This window comes from Halovenus amylolytica (genome assembly GCA_004015825.1).
GTDB classification, from domain to species: Archaea; Halobacteriota; Halobacteria; order Halobacteriales; family Haloarculaceae; genus Halovenus; species Halovenus amylolytica.
In genome coordinates, this window is sequence record SAYS01000027.1 from 1 (window position 1) to 19,760 (window position 19,760).

Annotated in this window: 15 protein-coding genes and 1 pseudogene; 8 read left to right on the top strand and 8 right to left on the bottom strand. The window is 50.9% G+C overall.

The genetic code is table 11. The features are described from left to right. Window positions 1-87: 87 nt before the first annotated feature. Together EOW68_RS16875 and EOW68_RS16880 are read right to left on the bottom strand one after the other, a co-directional pair. Window positions 88-336 (bottom strand): PD-(D/E)XK nuclease family protein, encoded by a 249-nt coding sequence (locus EOW68_RS16875; RefSeq protein ID WP_128226337.1) that lies wholly within the window; start codon window positions 334-336, stop codon window positions 88-90. Window positions 337-432: 96 nt separating this feature from the next. Continuing rightward, entirely contained in the window at window positions 433-1,758 is a 1,326-nt protein-coding gene (locus tag EOW68_RS16880; RefSeq protein WP_431359025.1) for a restriction endonuclease, read from the bottom strand. 117 nt (window positions 1,759-1,875) lie between these two features. On the opposite strand from EOW68_RS16880, the gene EOW68_RS16890 reads away from it, so the two are divergent. The 5 genes from EOW68_RS16890 to EOW68_RS16910 all read left to right on the top strand — a co-directional run bounded on the left by EOW68_RS16890 (window position 1,876) and on the right by EOW68_RS16910 (window position 9,283). After that, on the top strand, window positions 1,876-4,380 hold the full coding sequence (locus EOW68_RS16890) for a DUF499 family protein (RefSeq protein WP_128226338.1): 2,505 nt from the start codon (window positions 1,876-1,878) through the stop codon (window positions 4,378-4,380). Then, on the top strand, window positions 4,364-5,254 hold the full coding sequence (locus EOW68_RS16895; RefSeq protein ID WP_128226339.1) for an alkaline phosphatase: 891 nt from the start codon (window positions 4,364-4,366) through the stop codon (window positions 5,252-5,254). The genes EOW68_RS16890 and EOW68_RS16895 overlap by 17 nt, the downstream gene beginning before the upstream one ends. 11 nt (window positions 5,255-5,265) lie before the next feature. Continuing rightward, window positions 5,266-7,902 (top strand): DUF1156 domain-containing protein, encoded by a 2,637-nt coding sequence (locus tag EOW68_RS16900; protein ID WP_128226340.1) that lies wholly within the window; start codon window positions 5,266-5,268, stop codon window positions 7,900-7,902. Window positions 7,903-7,975: 73 nt separating this feature from the next. Beyond that, the gene (locus EOW68_RS16905) at window positions 7,976-8,374 is read left to right on the top strand and encodes a DUF8076 family protein (RefSeq protein WP_128226341.1); all 399 of its coding nucleotides are present in this window, start codon (window positions 7,976-7,978) and stop codon (window positions 8,372-8,374) included. 54 nt (window positions 8,375-8,428) lie between these two features. Then, a complete protein-coding gene (locus EOW68_RS16910; RefSeq protein WP_128226342.1) occupies window positions 8,429-9,283 on the top strand; it encodes a DNA adenine methylase in 855 nt (284 codons plus the stop codon). Window positions 9,284-9,290: 7 nt separating this feature from the next. Here EOW68_RS16910 and EOW68_RS16915 read toward each other — a convergent pair whose 3' ends face one another. Continuing rightward, complete coding sequence (locus EOW68_RS16915) at window positions 9,291-10,652, bottom strand: hypothetical protein (RefSeq protein ID WP_128226343.1); 1,362 nt, start codon at window positions 10,650-10,652, stop codon at window positions 9,291-9,293. Further along, a complete protein-coding gene (locus EOW68_RS16920) occupies window positions 10,645-13,173 on the bottom strand; it encodes an AAA family ATPase (protein WP_431359026.1) in 2,529 nt (842 codons plus the stop codon). The genes EOW68_RS16915 and EOW68_RS16920 overlap by 8 nt, the downstream gene beginning before the upstream one ends. 581 nt (window positions 13,174-13,754) lie before the next feature. On the opposite strand from EOW68_RS16920, the gene EOW68_RS16925 reads away from it, so the two are divergent. Together EOW68_RS16925 and EOW68_RS16930 are read left to right on the top strand one after the other, a co-directional pair. Next, window positions 13,755-14,552: a ParA family protein gene (locus tag EOW68_RS16925; protein ID WP_128226344.1), complete on the top strand. Its 798-nt coding sequence runs from the start codon at window positions 13,755-13,757 to the stop codon at window positions 14,550-14,552. Continuing rightward, a complete protein-coding gene (locus EOW68_RS16930) occupies window positions 14,549-14,905 on the top strand; it encodes a DUF8160 family protein (protein ID WP_128226345.1) in 357 nt (118 codons plus the stop codon). Before EOW68_RS16925 ends, EOW68_RS16930 begins: the two co-directional genes overlap by 4 nt. A 187-nt stretch (window positions 14,906-15,092) precedes the next feature. Here EOW68_RS16930 and EOW68_RS16935 read toward each other — a convergent pair. The 3 genes and pseudogenes from EOW68_RS16935 to EOW68_RS16945 form a co-directional block, all read right to left on the bottom strand. After that, window positions 15,093-15,300: pseudogene (locus EOW68_RS16935) on the bottom strand (DUF6788 family protein). Between the two features lie 139 nt (window positions 15,301-15,439). After that, complete coding sequence (locus EOW68_RS16940; protein WP_128226346.1) at window positions 15,440-15,715, bottom strand: hypothetical protein; 276 nt, start codon at window positions 15,713-15,715, stop codon at window positions 15,440-15,442. Between the two features lie 176 nt (window positions 15,716-15,891). Beyond that, window positions 15,892-16,539 (bottom strand): hypothetical protein, encoded by a 648-nt coding sequence (locus EOW68_RS16945; protein ID WP_128226347.1) that lies wholly within the window; start codon window positions 16,537-16,539, stop codon window positions 15,892-15,894. Window positions 16,540-16,989: 450 nt separating this feature from the next. Between EOW68_RS16945 and EOW68_RS16950 the strand changes: the two genes are divergently transcribed. Next, window positions 16,990-18,531, top strand: a complete 1,542-nt coding sequence (locus tag EOW68_RS16950; RefSeq protein WP_407040449.1) for a transposase — start codon at window positions 16,990-16,992, stop codon at window positions 18,529-18,531. A gap of 423 nt (window positions 18,532-18,954) precedes the next feature. On the opposite strand, the gene EOW68_RS16955 is transcribed toward EOW68_RS16950, so the two are convergent. After that, window positions 18,955-19,617: a hypothetical protein gene (locus tag EOW68_RS16955; RefSeq protein WP_128226348.1), complete on the bottom strand. Its 663-nt coding sequence runs from the start codon at window positions 19,615-19,617 to the stop codon at window positions 18,955-18,957. Window positions 19,618-19,760: the final 143 nt, after the last annotated feature.

Below are 19,760 nucleotides of genomic sequence, written 5' to 3' on the forward strand. Positions count from 1 at the left end.
CACGTCCGACGCCGAAAGGTACCTGTCTGGATCGGGGATCTTGAACACATCCAGATCCAGACACTTTCTGATGGTTAATTCAGCGATTCAATTCCACTGATTACGCTGGTTGGGAAGTACCGGATGTGCGTCCACCGCCTCCAGAAATGCTACCAAGACATCTGTCCCGAATCCATGAGGATTACTCTCCTCCAGAAAATACACTAACAGCGATTGCCAGTGTGCCTCCAGATGTTCTTCACCGATGATGTTCAGCGTTGGCACTGGGAGACGATCCGTGTCTTCAACTTGCTGCTTAATGTCCTCTAATTGCCCTTTCAGATCCGATTCGTTCACACTCACTTATCACATCACAATATCCTAAAATATTCCTATGAAATCAGACTCTATCATAATCTCAACTTGTTGTAGCTACGGCTTAGAATAATTCTGCTACTCATTCACAGACTGTATGATACTATCCAATGACTGCAAGAGTTCAACCGCGTTTTCGTAATTAGTAACTGTCTGGTAGCCATCCTCAACACGCTCAACCACGCCAAGACTCGAATGACTCAGCAGTTTGATCGCTCCGTTGATCGCGTTCTCGTCAGGGACATCACTCGGCTCTTCCATACCGATAATAATCCAACGTAGATCTGCCGCGCTTTCGACCGGGCTATCTGCCCGTTCCAGCGCTCGGATCACGTTCAGTATCGTCTCACCAGCCTCGAGCCGCTCGTTAATCCGCTCGTCCAAGAGATCGAGCCGGTCATCTTGAAAAGGACCAGGCCGAGTCAGAAGTTCAAGCACGTCTTCTGGCGGAATCGCATACTGTCGTCGCCGCTCTAGAAGCGCTATCAGATCATCAACAGCGAGTGTCGTGAGTTCATTCGCCTCAGCATTCTCGATAACTTTTGGCGAAAATGCTGGAGCGACAACGATGGCGTGTTCAGCATCCTTCTGTCGACGGTGTTTGTCAACGTTGGTTGCTTCGAGGGTATTGAGTTTCCCCGACCCACGTGTCTTGGCTTCAACTACGATATGTCGTGGGGCGTGGATTTCGACATCTGTATCGCTTCCACCTTCAATCCAGTTCGTCGTACAACCTAAGCGGGTGAACGCCTTCGCGACGAGTTGCTCAAACTCTTCAGCTCGATTCCCATTCGTACTTGCAGCTTTGAGACGGTCAGCCAGATCAGGGGTTTCTTCGACCTCTGTCTCGTCGACGTGATGTACTTTTTCACCCGTCCCAGTAAGCTCTGCTAAGGCCGTTTCAACAGAGTCGTACTCTTCCCGAAGTTGATCCAACCGATGGTCAGCAACTCGTGTGAATCCCTGTGGTCGGTACGTTTCATCATAGCCAACCAGTTCGTTGAACGCCTCAACGTTAACCGCAACCTCTTCAATATCAGAAAGGAATGTCAGGTATTTCCAGGGATTCTCTGGATCCCACCGGTCGTGGTCGACTGTGCTCTTCCAGAGGTGCTCGGCTAGCTCGTAGTTCTCCAGGAGGAGTGTCACTTGGCCTCGAGTGACGAATTCACCGTCATGGTAGATGAGGGCGATATCTCCTGGCTCAACGTTTTGCCATTTGTCGGGGACAGAACTCCCCCACAAGTGTGCATTCCCGTCTTCAGATGTCACGCGCAACTCTTCACAATCTTCCGGTGAAAGATATGGTTTGAGTTCCTCGATCGCGTGGCCCTCATCGACGGAGCGTTTGTAGTCCTCGTAGGCGTCTTGGCGACCGGCGGTGAAAATCACGATCCCCGGCATTGTCTTGTGTATGATTTTTAGAGAAGTCGCAAATAACTGGCTATCATGACCTTCCTATTTCTCTGTCTGCCTTTCTTTGGAAAAGCATCAAGTAGGTCAGGGTTAGAATATAAGAGCATGTCAATCTCCGAGCTTCTGACTCCCCGTGAGGAAGTTCAAAAGGGGCGATTTCAGGGAGTCCTACAAGCTCACAAAGTAGGCGGCTCCGAAGACCGACTTGAAAACAACCCTTCTCGTCTGCTTTCGATGACCTATCCGTCGAACGCATTGGAAACCGCGTTCAACCACGTAGACAACAAACTACGAGGACGGAACAGCCAAGGAGGAATCACACTTACAGGGCCTTACGGCGCTGGTAAGTCACACGGCCTGCTAACACTATATCATCTATTCAATAGCCCCAATCTCGGTCAGGAATGGTTGGAAGACTGGGACGTCCCTCTGCACTTACCTGAATCCTCGGACGCAACTATCCTTTCTACCAGCGAAACGGACGCAGACCACATCTGGGAACCGATTTTCGAAGATCTTGGTAGAGAAGACCTCTCCGATGATGTCAAACGATATGTAACAACCGAACACATTGAAGAGCTCTGCTCCGATGAACCGGTCGCTATCTTTTTTGACGAAATCGAGACCTGGTGGGAATCTTTCAGTGACACGGAGGACGAAGAGCTGGTGGAACGTAACGAGTTCTTCATCCAGAACCTGCTGGAAGTAGCGAATGACCCTGATGAAGATTTATTTGTGTTCATCACACTTCTTGATAAGAGCGATGACTTCAAGCGGATCCTCAACCGGACGAATCCCTATGCTGTTGACCTGAACGCCACCGGCGACCGAGAGAGGATTATCCTTCACCGTCTCTTCGAAACTCGACGAGACGACTTAGATGAAAGCAGGGTCCGGGATGTCGTCCAGAACTACCTTGAGAACTATTCCTATCCCATCGAAATTGAGGAGAAAAAAAGGTATGAGAACAGGATGGTAGATACCTATCCATTCCATCCGGAACTGCTTGATCTGCTCGACAATTTGTACGAGGGAGGGAAGGAACGTCAGAACGTCCGGGGTGCGATGAACGTTCTTGCTGATACGGTGCGAAGGCTCTACAAGGAAACGGATCTCATCATTACCAGTGATATCGAAGTAGCCGCGTTCCGAGGGATCAACCAGACACTGTTCAACCGGTACGTATCTGACCTCGACTCAGTTGAGAAAATCGACTACGGGGAGAAACTGCTGAAAACTATCCTACTATACACTCTTGACGAGCGGTCTAAGATGGCCTCTGTCACTGAGTGCTTGCTGGGGACGTACAAGCCTGGGAAAAATTCGGTTTCGAAGCTAGATATGTCCCTCCAGAACCTGTACGGCACCGCTCACTACCTTGATCGGGACGGCCAGAAAGACAATTACTACATCACCGAGGATCCCAAGCTCACCGCACTCGTAACCCGTGAACAGGAACGAGTGTTAGAGGGTGAAAAGAATGCTATCGAAGAGAAGCTGGCAGAAGTCGTCCGAGACGATGTTTGGAAAGGGGACGTAGTAGTCTATCCTGAAGACAATGTCTCTGACTCACGCGATATCTCGGTCGTTGTGATGCTGGACTACTTGTCGAACGGTGCTTTGGAGAAGAAACTGGACAGTTTCTTTGAGGGCCGGACCTACCAGAACACGGTTCTCTTCGTCACGCCCAACCAGAAGATCCGCCAGGATAATGACCTGATCGGCAAGGCTGCTCGTGTGCTTGGCGCTGAAAATCTGAGAGGGAAGGTTGACGATGAGCAAGGTGAACTGGAGAAGATAATCCGAGACGAACGCCGTGAACTCCGGAACGAGCTTGAAGGTAACTACGGCAGCTGGGTCAAGTGGACTGATTCTGGTGGAGGCCTTCGGATGAGGAAGAAATCGATCAGTCCTGACGCAAAGGATGTGAAGAGCAAGGTTGGCCGTGATAAGACCTATATTGGAGAGAAGATAGTTGAGGAGGTCCAAGATGCAGAGAACGGGGTTAATGTAGGTTCGATGCTCAATGATTTCCGCCAGTTCCGCAGGATGCCAGTGATCCTTGAGGACAGTGCGTTTTACTCTGCTCTCGGCCAGCTCTACCGAGATGAGAAGATCATCTTGGAAAGCGACCGTGCAAAGTTCTATGCAACTCAGAAGGGCGACCCATTACCGGATCTCAACGATGAACTGACAATCCATCATCCAGACAATCTTGATGAGTCGGTTTACACTAAAACTGAACCAGAGCCCGAGCCCGAAACGGGCACTACTGGTTCGGGAGGAGCTACGACTGGAAATAGTATCGGTACAAGTAGTGGATCCACGACGACTGTCGGTCGTACAGAGTCGGGGACTGGAGATGAAGGAGAAACGGTTAGCAAACAGACTGAGACCAAGACAGTTCAGTTAGAGGGGAACAGCGCTCGTGTTCTCCGAAGTGTAGCGGAGTCACGAGTCAACGGAGACGCGGACACTGCAACACATATCGATCTATCCTACGATTTAGACGATCTGTCGAAGGAGGAGCTGATCGAGTTCTTAGAAGAACTGCCAAGTGCGACTCATATAAACGCTCAGGTGGTGATCGAAAGTGAAGTTCAAGACTGAGGTCCTTACCAGTTTGGTAGACGCCGAGGACCCGGTTGATCCGGTCTGGGAGGCAGTATGGAACATCTGGACTCCTATCGGAGAGGATATCGCCTCGCACTATAACCGGGAGCCGCAAATGGTGGAGTATGAACGCCTGCTACTTGATGTCTACAGCGAGTTCTATACCGACGTCCTGGCAGACAGGTGTGTAAACCAAGCCTCCATGAACGTTCCCGAGGATGGAGCACTGATTATGATGGACTCGATGAGTGTCCGAGAGGCCTCCCTCTTCGTACAGATGTTGGAGGATGAAGCCAGCGAGGTCTCTGTCGGTTACTCCTATTCTACGGTTCCATCAGAGACTATGCCTTTCCGGGAGCGAGTGGGGTACTCCGATCTGAAGAAGGAGTACAAAACGGCAAGCGTCCAAAGCCAAGAACCATCCCTGGATGGTGACGAGCGAATCATCTGGAGCAGGTATCCTGACGCCCTTCTCGAGAATATTCAGGAAGGAAGGACAAAATTGACCTCTATCGAGGAGATGTACGAGAAGTCAGAGACAGCACTCCGTAACATCATCGACCAGTTGGATACGGACTCCTTGGTGATCACCTCGGACCACGGATATACTAGGTTGGACTCCGGCCATACCTTCCAAATCTCAGATCGACAGAAGAATCGGCTTCAGGAAACCTTCAGCGGCAGATTCGAAAGTGTTGGCGAAGTCAATGCCGACGATCTCGTAGAACAAGGCCTTGTCGTAGAGGCAGACGGATACTACATGCCTCTCGGACGCTACACCTGGCCTGCAGGAGGGAAGTACTCCAACTTCCAGCACGGCGGTCTCAGCGTCTCTGAATGCGTTACTCCGCGAATCAATGTCAGCCACTAACAACGTAAACCATGAGTAAGGATAATAGTCGTCGACCTATCGAGATTTCGTTCCCGATCGAGGAAGTAAACGAAATTGCGTCGAAGGAGGGCCACGCTAAGCGGTACTACAGGCCTGTGTATACGATGCACAAGTACTGGGCCAGGCGTCTGGGATCGGTCTTCCGTACCATGCTCCTGTACTCCCTAGCGGAGGATGAGATCCATATCAAGGAGAACGGTCAGGAGAGTTTCGAGGAGCTACCGAATGTCGACTGGGATAATCCAGAGGCTCTTTGGGACTACTATCTTGAAGACGTTGACTTCGGAGATAAGACTGTTCTCGACCCGTTCATGGGCGGGGGAACCACGATTGTTGAGGCTCTGCGGATGGGCTGTAACGTCATCGGCAGTGACCTGAACCCTGTTGCCTGGTTCACGGTTAAAAAGGAGATTGAATCCGTAGATATCGATGATCTGCAGGAGGCCTACGACGATATCTATGAATCCGTCGGTGAGGAAATTCTCGAGTACTACCAGACACCGTGCCCAGACTGCGATAACATGGCGGATGCGATGTACTACTTCTGGGTGAAGGAGATCGAGTGTCTGAACTGCGGCCACGACGTGCCGCTGTTCAAGGGCTATTACTTCGCTAATTCCCGTTCCTCCAACGACAGCTACAAGAACGTTCTCTGTCCAGACTGTTGGACCGTCCAGCAGACAGACGACCACACCACGGAGACAACGTGCGTGGACGACAGTTGCGGGAACAAGTTCATGCCCAAGGAAGGAACTGCTTCTGGCCAGAACTATACCTGTCCTGATTGCGGTGTCCGGAGTAAGATTATCGATGCCACGAAACGCTTCGGGGAACCGGACTCCCAGATGTATGCGGTCGAGTACTACTGCGATTCCTGTGACGACAAAGGATACAAAGATCCCACTGACCACGACTCAGAGCTCTACGAGAGCGCTAGCAAGGAGTTAGAGGAAGAATGGGCCGAACTGCCTATCCCGGAGCAGGAACGGTACCAGGGCAGCAGTGACCGTGCCTGGAACCATGGCTATCACAAGTACCACCAGATGTTCAACGACCGGCAACTGTTGCTGCTGGGCCGGCTCCTCAATGAGATCGACGACATCGAAGATCAGAATGTGAAAGAGTTCCTGCTCACCACGTTCTCCGCCATGCTGGAGTCGAACAACATGTTCTGTATGTACAACCGCGTGGCGAACAAGCTTGAACCCATTTACAACTATAACACGATTATCGCCCGTCACACACCTGTTGAAGGGAATATCTGGGGCAGTGACTACGGCCGTGGCACCTTCAAGGGGATGTTCGATAAGACGAAGGCCGCGAAGGAGTGGTGCCAGAGCCCGGTTGAGAAATACATCGACGAAGATGGGAATTCTCAGGATAAGCAGATGCAGACGCCGGTAGAGGGCGTCCTTGTTGATGATAACTCTGATCTCGGAGAAGAGGGGAATGCCTTCTTACGCTGTGGAACTTCTGAGTACCTGCCTATCGAAGACAAATCAGTAGACGCGATCATCACGGATCCCCCGTACTACGACAACGAGATGTATGCCGAGCTCTCGGACTTCTACTACGTCTGGCTACACCAGGTTCTTAGCGACACCTACGACCACTTCCAGGGAGAACGTACGCCAAAGAAGAGCGAGGCCGTTGTCGATCCGGCGAAAGATGTCGAGGATAAGAGAACCGAGGACCATTACATCGAGACCCTGACGAACGTCTTCAACGAATCCCGTCGGAAACTGGCTGACGACGGTATTATGGCCTTCACCTTCCACCACAAGGAGACCGAGGCCTGGGGTTCAACGCTTCAATCCGTTCTTGATGCCGACTTCTACATCAGCGCTCTCTACCCTGTAAACAGTGAGACCCGTGGCGGGACCCGCCACGGAAGAGCAACCGTCGACTACGACACCATCATCGTCTGCAGGAAACGCCAAGAGGATCCTGAGGAGGTCTCTTGGAAATCTCTTGAGGACGATATCTACTTCCGTGCAGAAGATGAGATCGAACGTTTAGAACAAGCAGGTCGCCGTCTGAGCGGAGGAGATATCTTCGTGGTGGCAATGGGGAAATGCTTAGAGATATTCTCGAAACACTACCCGAACGTCACTCGAGACGGAGAACAGATGGACGTGGTCGAGGCTGTCGATGCAATCAAAGAAATCGTCGATGAACAACTGCTCGAAGAACGATTCCAGATTCTGAGCGAGGAAATGGATCCTCTCAGTGCAGTCTATCTAACCCACGTACTGGGCCGAGGTGAGGAGTTATCGTTCAACGCACTCAACAAAGATCTTCGGCAGAGAGGTGTTGACGTGGCTGAACTGGTCCACGAAGATCTGCTGGACCAGCAGGGGGACGACTTGGTCGTCCTAGATCCGCTTGAACGGGCTGACCGCTTGGAAAACAAGAACGACCCACTGTCGATTGACAAAGCCCACTACCTGTACTATCTCTTCGAGACCGACCAATTGACCAAGCAGTTCGGAAAGTGGACTGATGAAGGAGCGATTAACGCACTTCACAGGCTTTCAGAAATCGAAGGAGACGATGACTACGATGATATCGCGGAATACGTAAAGAAGCAATCGGACACCCAACTGGAGATAGAGGACTTCCGCTGAGAAATCAGGCAATAAAGGCGTTATTTCCGATTACTTTTATACCATCTGCTAGATTACAGTCTGCTAGAATCTGATGAACTTCGAAATCGGCTACCACGTCGTCGGAGAAGAGGCCTTAGACGACGGTGACGAGTTTGATGAACGTATGAGTATAGTCGAGTTTCTCCGTTGTGTCGACGATATGGATGATTTGCCTTACGATATCGCGGTTTACGGTCTGGACAGCTATCTTCGAGGTACAGAGGATCCTGAAGAACTCAGTGAATTTATCCACAATATCCTTTCCGAGCGCGTGAACTTTCTGCTGGCGAATAATCCACGGGTGCAGTTCGTGGTCGACAACGTGGAGTACTGGGATGAGCCTATACTATCTGACGGCGACGAAAGAATAGGGCTGAACAGGATTTTCCGTGGAAGTCTTGAGCAGGTCGGGCCTGGATGGTACTCAAGCAATCTCAACGTTACCTCGTAGCTCAGGATAGAGATGAAGGAAGTATTATAATCAATCGTCGTCTACGCTCTGGTCGTGACAGAGTCTGTGTTTCCGTTCCCGGGAGGCAAATCCTATCTTGCTCCCTGGATCATCGAGCACTTCCCGGAGCACAAATGCTACGTGGAGGTCTTTGGCGGTAGCGGTGCTGTCTTAGTGAATAAGCCTGAGAGCCATACCGAAGTCTACAATGACCTAGACGGGGATCTGGTTCAGTTCTTTGAGGTACTGCGGGAGAGGGAACAAGAGCTCGTCGAGTGGCTGAACCTGACGCCGTACGCAAGGGAACAGCATCAGGACTGGAAAGACGACTTCTACTCCGGCGAAAGGCCTGACGACCCGATAGAACGTGCAGGTCGGTTCTTCTACCTTCGGTACTCTCAGTACGCTTCAAAATACCGGACAGCTTCCGGGTTTGCGGGTGCTCATCAGAGAAACAAGGCTCGCAAACTGAGAAACGCCACGGAGAAACTCCACGAATTTGCAGACCGATTCAAGAACGTTCAGATCGAGAACCTTGATTACGCTGAGGTGATCGACCGGTACGACAGCGAGGATACGTTCTTTTACTGCGATCCCCCCTATCTGGATGAGGGAGACGCCCTCTACCGACACGAAGGCGACTTTGACCACGAACGATTCGTCAACACCCTGACCGAAACCGAAGGCAAGTGGGCAGTCTCCTATCAGCGAGTCCCAGAAGGCCTGCAAGACCACATCATCGTGGAGAAGGGCCGTTCACAGTTCATGAACAAGCAGCACGACGACGAGACCCGTTCAACCGAGGTCACGGAGCGTCTCATACTCAACTACGATCTCGATGAAGCCGGGAAATTCGAAATCGATGACACCCAGCAAACCACGCTGGACGCCCTCAACGACGACGAGTAGAACTCGTCTATTCTGCGTTCAGATCAGCTTTCACAAGCACTTCCTTTAATCCCCTCTCCAGTTCTGAGGCCTGCAGAATCTTGATTTCAGCATCGGACTGCTCATCAAGTGAGGCAGTCTCTTCCTCAAGATCTTGGATCACCAGCAGCCCGTTCCATCCACTTCCGAAATAATCCTCATCAACTGTATCTCCAAACACAAACTCATCGTCGACACGGAGGAAAGCCAAATATTCAAGCGCTTCCTTGATCCCAGTCCTGATAGTACCTGTATTTGTACTATTTTTGACCTCGGTGATGAGGTATTCGTACGTTTGGGTCGATGGATCGCGTATCTCTAAAACGATGACATCAGGACGATTCGTGTAGTTCTGAAACTCTTTGCCAAAGTACTGGGATGAGATATCGTGAGCTACCTCCTGCACCTTTTCACTCCGCGACAGAGAGCGGCCACTAACGTCCTCCTCTGTGACGAAGGAGAGATCACGATCCGTGGCTGCTTGATCGTAATAGAGCACCAATTCGGGTTTACCAGCGAACTTTGCTATCTCATTTCTCCCCGCCTGTATCGGCTTGAACTGAGCCTGCTGATCACGGACAGATTCTAAGACAGAGACAAAACGGAAGAGCACGTACAGTTCGAACAGCGTTTCGTCATCATCGGGTGTGATCGCCGTATTGTTGAGCAGATCCTTGATCTCCCCATGATCCCCATCTAACAGCTTTGCTCGTGTACGGAGCAGAGCAGCAGCTTCCTGGTAGATAGGTTGTCGGGAGCTTTCTGCCGCAATCATCATCCTCTCTGTTGGTTCGTATGTCTCAGGAGAGCGAATCCTGCGGACATGGACGTTCCGCTCGACGATCTGCTTCAACTCATCAATCAACTCCTCTTCTCCCCGCCACGTATCCTGCGCCCAGCCATACTCCTGCTTAATGTACTCCTCTGCCTGGTCTATCGTTTCGTAGATGATCGATATCAACCGCTTCAAAACCAGGTTTTCCGGCGTATCGTAGTCCTCAGATCGGTTATCACAGACGAACAGCGATGTGTCTGCGGGGTTCTGAGAGTACCGCTTCTTCATCGTTGCACCCCAGTTGATATGGCCGTCGACAGTTCCTCTCCGTGTACGGGAGACCGTTTTCGTTTCAGTACTTATGCTTCTCAGACGTTTCGGGAGCTCTCTAACGAAATTGACGACGTCACTCTTCAGAATGAAGTGCAGATCAAGTAATAGTCTGTAGTCCTCGAACCGTTCGTCGAGATCTTCAGGCTTTATTTCACGAGCAACTTGATGCTCTTCGAACGACCCAGCCATCACGTAGGAAATGATATCCTGGCTGAGTTGGTCGATAATTGCTTCTCTATTCATCGTCCTCGAAGTTGATCTGGAGGATTTCTCTCCCTGCCTCCTTGATCTTCTCCTCAGTAACCTCTGGAGAGGCCTTGATGCTGTTGACGATTTTCCGCCGCTCTGGGACACCTTCTAGCTGAGGGAAGATGTAGCTGATCACCGCGTTGGTAAGACGAGTCTCTAAGTCTGTATCCGATCCAGGGTACTGCGTTATCGTGCTGAGAATGTCTTGTACGATTGCAGGGCCTATTGCCCGTGAATCGACGGGGTTGTTGGTGTTCCTCCAGACACGAGCGACTGCTACCAGTTCCTTATCTTCTGCATCTATTCCATCCCAAGAGGACAGATATTCGTTCATCAGCTCCAGCAGTTTGTCTTCCTCATCTGGGTCGTCTGCCTCTGGAAGCTCTGGCACGTCGATGGGGATAAACGAGAAACGCCGCATGAAGGCGTAGCTCATCTCATACAATGAGGTCTTGTCATAGGTGTTCATTGTAGCAAAGATAACCCATGACTCAGGAACGACGTACTGGTGAGATCTCGGAAGACCGCCAAGCGCGTTGGCAGATGTGATCTCTACCTCTTCGTTGTCCTTTGTGTACGGTAGTTGGACTGACTGACCTGAGAGAACAGTGAAAAGCTGGCCGAATGCCTTGTCGATATCTGCCCGGTTGAGCTCGTCGATCACTAAGGGTTCATTCACCTGTTTTTCCGTCTGCCTGTCCTTGTACCGGTTCAGAACGATTCCTGACGAAAACGACAGGTTCCCATCTGTTTCTTCATCTTGGTCCGGCATATATCCGCCGACCGTGTCGAAGGTAGACCAGTCAGAGGTTGCAGTCGTCATCTCCGAGTCCGAATACATCCACGGATACTTCTGAGCAAGCTTGTTGGTGACTCGCTGAGCTACCTCCGTCTTCCCTGTTCCCGGCGGTCCTGTCAGAATAACGTTTTTTCCGGCGTGCAGCGCTGCCTCGATTTGATCAAGTATCTCCTGCTCTCCATCAGGAAAATGCAGGCCTTCAAGCAGATCATCATCTATTGACCCGGAGAACTCGGTGTGAATATTGATTGATGGCGCTTCTCGGAGGTCAGAAGCCATCTCTGCGATCAGTGCTAGTGGCCGGATTACTTCACTGGAGCCATCTATGTCGGTGAAGTGGGCTAAGGTATCTTCTACAGGCATTCGCTCATCGAGAGCGTCGTGACAGATACTGTGCGCCGTGGAAATATCAAGAAGGCCTGCAGTCAGCAAACCCAGATCTTCTCTAAGCTCCGAATCCTCCTTCTCCGTTATCGGGTTGTCAAGGTCAAAATCAAGATCATCGATTGCACCGGTGTAGAACACACGATCAAACGCTGCGACTAATGGAAGATCTTCATCGTCCTCGTATTCCTTCCACCACCAGTCCTCTTCTTTCGTATACTTGTCACCGATTATGGCAGCACCGATCAGGCCAGCAGGTTGTTCCTCTAGTTCCTCAGAAACCGGTTCTGCCTCCGAATAAAACAAGATAACATCTCCAAATGAGAGCTCATCGTAGCGATCTTGGTCGTTGTCCGCAAAAGGAATCGCGTTGTATCTGGCGGATGTAAGCCAGTGTTCCGGTGATGCGGAGTAAGTATAGATAGAGATTGAGGATTCATTTTCCCGGATATAGTTCGAGAGAGGGTGGCCCGGCCCTTCTTCATCCAGCAAGTCCTCAATTTCGTTTTCCCGGTCGTCTCTCCATTCTGTCTCAATCTCTTCCAGTATTGGATCAACATACCCTTTCTGGTACCCTTCACTGGGTTGTTCTCTGTCCTCCCACAGATCTCCCCGGAATTTGCCTTCAACTGTTCCTACCGTGATATCGAGCTCTTCAGCTACAATTTCCTGTGCTTTCTCTCTACGTTCTGTCGTAGGTACATCTCGAGGAGTGTTCTCAAGGAATACGTCTACCACTCTCTCAATGGTCTGAGCTCTTGAACCGTTCTCCCGCCACCCTTCTGGGAGATGCGTGTTCAGAAGGCTGCGGATCTGAATTAGACGGTCGCGCATTTGGAGGGCTTCTGCTACCCGGGCCGGTTCAGCTACGATAACTGTTTCACCGCCAAGACCTGCCGTAGCCCGTTGTTGCGTTGCCAGGCCTTCGGACATAGCCTTACCAATCGTTTCAGCTTGGACTTGGAGAGGTGATACAGATCCGTACTCTTCGTGGAGGTCATCGTCCCAAAACGCGAAGACTTCGTGATGCTCGTGATATCCACCGAGCATCGTGAGATATCCTCCTGACCGGTCAGGAGCAGCATGGTCCTCTTTTCCTCCTTCGTGGCTGGGAAGACGGACATTGACCTTGAACTCCTCTGCTCGTCCGGAGGGAACCAGATTCACCAGGTATAGTCTGACTTTCGAGGGGAGCGGATCCTTTAGATGGAGCTCAAGTGGTTTGTTTTCAATGTTACTGTGCCACTTGACGGAGTCGCCAAGTGATTCTACCAGTATTTCACGGATCTCGGATAAGTCGAGATCACTGCTTCTCATCTCAACTCCAGACATTTATCAAGTGAATTCCAAGCGATATGGAATAAGTGTATTCCATGTTCTGTTCTTATTCCATTCTGGCAATTTCTACTTTCACTATGGTTGCCTGACCTATTTGTGGTGCCAGTGCTCCGGTTTTGGTAGAGGGCGATGTTTCAGGCCCTCAGTCACACCCTCCCCCGAATCTCCCCCTGTTTACCCCATAGTGCTTTCTAGGAGGTTCAAAGCATAATGCTGCTCAGAAACCTCACTGCTTGGCGTCTGCCCGTCCTGCAGTGAAGATAACCTTCCCCGTCACATCCTGATTGAGAATCAGGTCATTGATCGCGAGTGGCTGGAAGGCAAGGTCGTCTGTTGAAAACCAAGGTTGTCGACGTAAATCTCAGTCGTATCCAACTGATACCTCCAGGATTTTTCGTAAATTATCACAACATCGAACCGTCCTGTCGCGATCTCCTGTCAGAACTCATCGGAGGCCTCCTGATATCTCTCTAACTATTAGCCGAATATAAGGAAAGATAGTCTGTTTACCCCTTGTCTGACGTAGTTTTAATAGTGATTATCCAGATTATCTGGATATACTGTATAAGCAAACTATGCCGGATAACACAGATAATCTGTCAAAACTAGCTGTATCGAATCAAAAGGGTGGCGTCGGGAAGACAACTGATGCAATCAACATTGGCGGCGCGTTGAACGATCGCGGTCAGGACGTACTACTTTGGGACTGTGATCCCCAAGGCTATCTGACGATGGGTGTTGGTTTCGACGACGCATACACCGCCGATGAGCCGAACCAGTACAGCGCGATGCTTTCGCCAGGCAGTCACTCTCTCGGAGATTTGATACTGTCTCACGAGGAGTTTGATATTGTACCAGCGACAATCGATATGTTCCAACTGGAGCAGGAGCTCGTGACGAGTATGAAGGGTCGGGAAAAACTCTCGACGCTGATGGAAGGCTTAGAGGGCTACGACTTCGTTATTGTCGATGCACCGCCATCACTGGGGCATCTCACCGACAATGCGCTGCTGGCGTGCCAGAATCTAATCATTCCAGCCGAAGCAGAGGATACCAGTATTCGCGCGATCGATATTCTGTTCAAACAAATAGAGACGCTAGAATCGAACTTTAGCGTGGACATCAATGAAGAGGCAATCGTAGTTTCTAACATCGATTACCCGCTTGATGGTGAGCAGAAAGAGATGTTGCAGTGGTTCGAACAGGCATTTGGCGAGCATGTCCCAATCTTCGAGTTCCGTAATCGCGCGGCTGTGAAGCGAGCGTTCAATGAAGGCGTCTCGATATTCGGCCATGACGAGGAGTGCGATCAGGAAGATGAGTTGCGGCGGCTTGCAACCTACCTAATCGACAACAAAGGTGATCTCGCATGACCGACCGTGACGAGGCTGCTGAAAAATTGGCTAGTCGATTTGATACAGATAACACAGATAATCTGGATAATACAGATAACTCAACTAGTTCAGAAAATCCAGATAATCCAGATAATACAGTTAATCCAAAAGAAGATTGGACCGGTCGGATGGTATACGTGCCAGACAGTGACGATCTTGACCAGCTCAATGCGTTCGACGGAGAGTACCAGCGGTTCGAGTACGAATGTGACTGGCAAATCCGGAAGCAGAAGCACTACTATCCAGTGGTGATACAGCACGGAATTTCGACGATTGAGGAGATGGACGGCGAGGAGTTTACAGAGTGCGTTGACGAGTTAGGATTGCGATAGTCTCCAATTAAGATTAGATCGTCACGTATCTACCTTCCATCGATCACCCGTAGGAGCCAATCTTGTTGTGTTTTTATTCCAAATTCGACATAGAGACAATCGGTATTATGGTCGTTGCAGCAGGCCGAGCAAAGCAATTCCTTATGTGAGGAGACATGGAATTAAGGTGCAAAATTAAATAAGATCTTCACGGCTTCCCGAGATACTCTGAGGTCAATTCGCCGCCATCACGATAGTACCGGTACAGATACGGCCCGTGCAAATCGGCTGCAGCGCCGCTGGCGCGATCAGAGCATCGACGTACTCGCGGATATCGCGAAGCGTGTCCACATCCTGTTTCGGGACCCCTTTGCAAGGTACTTTGAGAGAGACGCTGGGGGTTCTGGTTGTGTCATCGCCTTATGTAGCATAGACGGGACTACAGAGAGTATCAATGTTACATAAGGTGGGTCCAGAAAACACACAACCGAAGGTCCCAACATACAGAGAAAAACTCTGCGGGCTCATAGCTCAGAGAAGTACTGATGTAGTGTCCTACTCGTTGAGAGCATTTGCAATCGATTTGAGTTCTGCCTTCCGAAATGGGCGGCCAGTCTCGGTGGTCTCATCGTCACCACGGACACCAATCTCGGACAGAATGCCGGCTCGCATTTGCGGCTTCGGAGGCAACGGATCATGGTTGATCTCATACCCGACAGTTTCGCAAATCGCTGCAAGGTCCTCCTTCGTAAATGAGGCTGCAATCTCGCGCTCGAACCGATCCGTCGAGACTCTGATTTCGTTTCGCAGCTCGTCAACGGTTTTTCCCATGTAAGATCATGTGGACGGACGGGAATGTGTCTGTTCTGATCACGACTCGTTCAGAATGATCCCGTGTTCACAGAATTGCGAGTCGGATGCCCGGGGCTGGACGCCGAGGCAGTTGCGATGCTCTTCTCGACTGTATTCGCCTTGTCTGGCAGTCCGTCAAACGAGGATTTCGCGTCTCACCGCAGTTGACGATACGTTGTTTCGTCGGTACACCACTTGTACTCGCTTCCGGGAGTTGGTTCACCGAGCCATTTGAGCCACGGCTTCGTTTTCTCGCGGGGGAGTGCAACACGTCGCTGCCACTCCATTGGTTGGAACCCGCGCTGGGCAAGCAACTGTCTGATCGCCGCTCGCTTGGCGTCAGCCGTCGCGGTGAATACGACCTGTGGCACGTCGCTTGACCCGCCGAAGGTGAGCGTGCCATCGCAGGCGTACCAGACACGCGCTGCTGTCGGTGTCAGCGAATAGCCCGTCGACGGCGCTTCCATCCACGTCCAGTACCGACCGAGATTGGGATGGCTCATCGTCCGGAGACGGTAGGTGTCGCTCGAATCGTAGGTGACGCCGCGAGCAAGCCAGCCAAGTTCGTCAGACACCCACTGCAGGTGTTCCAGCCGTTTCGACGCACACCGAAGATATGCAAGGTCATTCGCTTCGAGAGAGCCGTCGCCGAGTAACAAGCCGCGAACGATCTCGCGCTGGTGGCCAGATAACGACCGATACTCACAGGACTGGCTCCGCGACCAGTGCTGTGAGAGTGACTGATACGCTGTTCCGCACTGGTCGCACACGCCGCCACGCTGATCGACGATGCGGTCTGCCATTTCGAGACTCTGTCGTGTCTATAGAGAGTCGGTGGACGAACTTTTTGACGTTGTTGATACTCTCAAGTCCCCTCGTCCAAACCGAGATATGGATCGAATTTGTAAGAGATAGCCCCGGGAATTTGGCAATACTTTCTACTAGGCGTCAATAACTCTTTAATTGGCTATTTTGGATTAGGCGGTGCGACGTACTCAGGAGCCACTCATCCTATATTCACCTGATACGATTCAGGCGATGGTTGCTGAGAACGGTCGTGAACGCATCGAGATAGTCTGCCTTTCAACAATCCATCAGAATTGCCGTACCATGCAGAGTGTCTGACGGCACCGTAGAAAGGGTAGCCGATGAGTGACTGAACTATTTCAAATATTTATCGTATAACATTTTAAAATAATGTACGTAAGTTATTTACTTCAGCAGACCAATAAATCAATAGGCTGGTTGATAACGTGTTTAAACAACATAATGAGCATGAACAGCAGACACTTTTTTCGCCTGTTAAAGACCTACAACCCTGTGTAAAGAAGAAATTACAGAACCACTGGTCTACCCACTTCTACGAACATGTTTTTACTCAGATTGATGAAACGAAGTTCGAACGGCTATACCACGACGGGTATAGCCGTCCGAACAAGCCAGTCAACGAACTGGTATCGTTGGAGATAATCAAGCATTTGCTCGGCCTCTCTGATGACCAGCTCGAAGATGCGTATCTGTTTAATTTCTGCGTCCGGAACGCGCTCGGGAAGGAAACTCTCGGCGACAACATCTGTACGAAGACGTTTACTAACTTCCGAAATCGGCTGATGGAACACGAAGAAGAGACTGGTGAAGATTTGCTACACGAGGTCTTTGAAGACCACCGCAACCACCTGCAAGAAGAGTTTGATATCGACGGGAGTACGCAGCGGATGGATTCGACGTTCATTGAGGCAAACATCAAGCATCTCTCCCGGATTGATCTCATCGCCAAGGTCGTTCACAACTTCGTGGACGATCTCCCCGACGAGATCGTCCGCGAATTGCCCGCTGGAATCGACGAGTTTGCCAGCACGGAGAATTTGGAGTTGTCCTACGAATTGGAACCAGATGAGGTTGACTCAACCATGGAAACGCTCATCGAGCACACTGCGTGGCTCGTTGAGCGATTCGAGAGTGACCCAAAATACGCTGGCTTGGAGAGTTTCGACCATCTGCAACAGGTTCTTGACGAGCAATGTTATCGCATTGCAGAACTCGAAGAAGCTGAGCCATCTGGAGACGAAAAGACCGAAGAGTCGCCCGGTGACTCGTCACCGGGCTGGGAACCAATCAGAAGCTTCAGCACCAGTGGAGACACCGAACAACGAGAACAGAGAGATGAGGACACAGTGAATACTGGCGAAGACGAGACCAAGCAAGACCGCGTCGGGCTGAAAGAGCCCGACAAGGTCGGTAGTGGTTCGATGCAGAATCCTCACGATGTCGAAGCAACGTACCGACGCAAGAAGGGAACGTCCTCTTGTGGATACAAAGCCAATGTCGCTGAAACCTGCGGTGGCGACAATCCGTTTCGACTCATCACAACCGTTCGCGTGGATACGAATAACACAGATGACGGTGACATGTTGGCAAAAGATATCCCAACACTCCCCACAGAAACTGGTTTAACTGACCTGCTCGTGGACGGTGGCTACACGCACAAAGAGGTAGAGGCGTGCTGCAGTGATCAGGGGATCACGCAGCACTTCACCGGGTTGACTGGTACTCGACCTCCTGATGAGAAGTTATCGCTGGCCGATGCAGAGTGGGATGGTCACAGAATGGTTGCGTGTCCGGCAGGACACGAACCATTCGAACAACGGTACAAGGAGGAGAGTGGTCGTATTTCAGGACGGATGAACAGCGACTTCTGCGAAGGGTGTCCGCACAAAGAGGAGTGTTTCGTGCAGGAACAACAGCGGTTCTATAGCTACGGATTCTACGAACGGAAATTAGAGCTTGCGCATTGACGCAAGCGGTTCGACGATCCGGCAGAAGAGGAGTTTCTGAACTTACGTGCCGGAGCTGAGTCGCTGGTCAACGAGGTGTATCACCAGGATGGAGAGAAAACACGGTTCACAGGGACGATCAAGGTAAAGAATGCGTCCATAGCGAAAGCTATCGGCACAAATCTGAAGCGAGCCTCACGATTCGTCGAATCGGAGGCGAAGCGGGAAAAATCAGCGGGATAGAGAAAGAAGAGGGGGTTCTGTGACGGAAATCTCAATTCTGTGGAATTATAGTCGGGAATATTTCGGCTCTTGATCTGTGGGGGTCAGATTGACTGGTGATAATCTGACTATGTGTTCTCACGAACCCCCCCTTTGTTCTGTGCCGTCAGTGTCTATGCAGCAGTCAGTCGTCATTTAGTTTATTCAGTTTGAATCTAGTCGTCACAGAGATTGTTTCCACTCATTGTGTGCTACAAATTCGTCAATCATGTCCATAGAAAGTGGCCTGTAGTCAGTCAGTTCGACAGAGCAGTTGACCGTCTGCCGGTCGGGATTGACGAGCGGGTACAGGTCCGGCCAGTTGTTGTGGTGATGACCGTGGATCCGCCAACACTCCAGTCGATCAGCGAATGCGTCGGGAAGTACCTGCTTAAAGTCGTCTGGCATGCCCTTTCCAGGTAGGGACTCAGGTGTATCACCCGGAAAGTGACTGACGAAGTACGTTCGTTCTTCACGCTGTATCTCCGCCGAATAGACGACCGTCTCAGCGCTCGTGGGAACCACATGGTCGTGGTCCCCTCGGACAAACACCTTCTCGCCGGCCAAGGCATCCCAGAGATTATCGACCTTCCGCTGCGTGATCGGATCCTGATCGATAAACCAGGCGAAATCACCGACAAAGACGACTGTCTCATCGGACCCGACATGACGGTTCCACTCCGCCAGCAGGTGCCAGTTCATGTCATCGAGACCTGACTGCGTCGCGTCGAACTTGTCGTTGCGACAGTACTCAATGATGTTCTGGTGGTTTAGATGCAAGTCCGAGACGACGTATTCAACGTCTGAGAGTGTGATGTCTACCGGGATCGGGAGTGTCGACGACATACTTTTTCCTATGTCGAGTGGTGGCTGGAGTTACTTGACTATAGTCCTGATTCAAATAGTCTGATGCTGAATACGTGCGCTCTATCTTGCACCGCTTCTAGAAAATATACGAGGTTTGGTATAACTCTCAGCGGTCAGTTCGC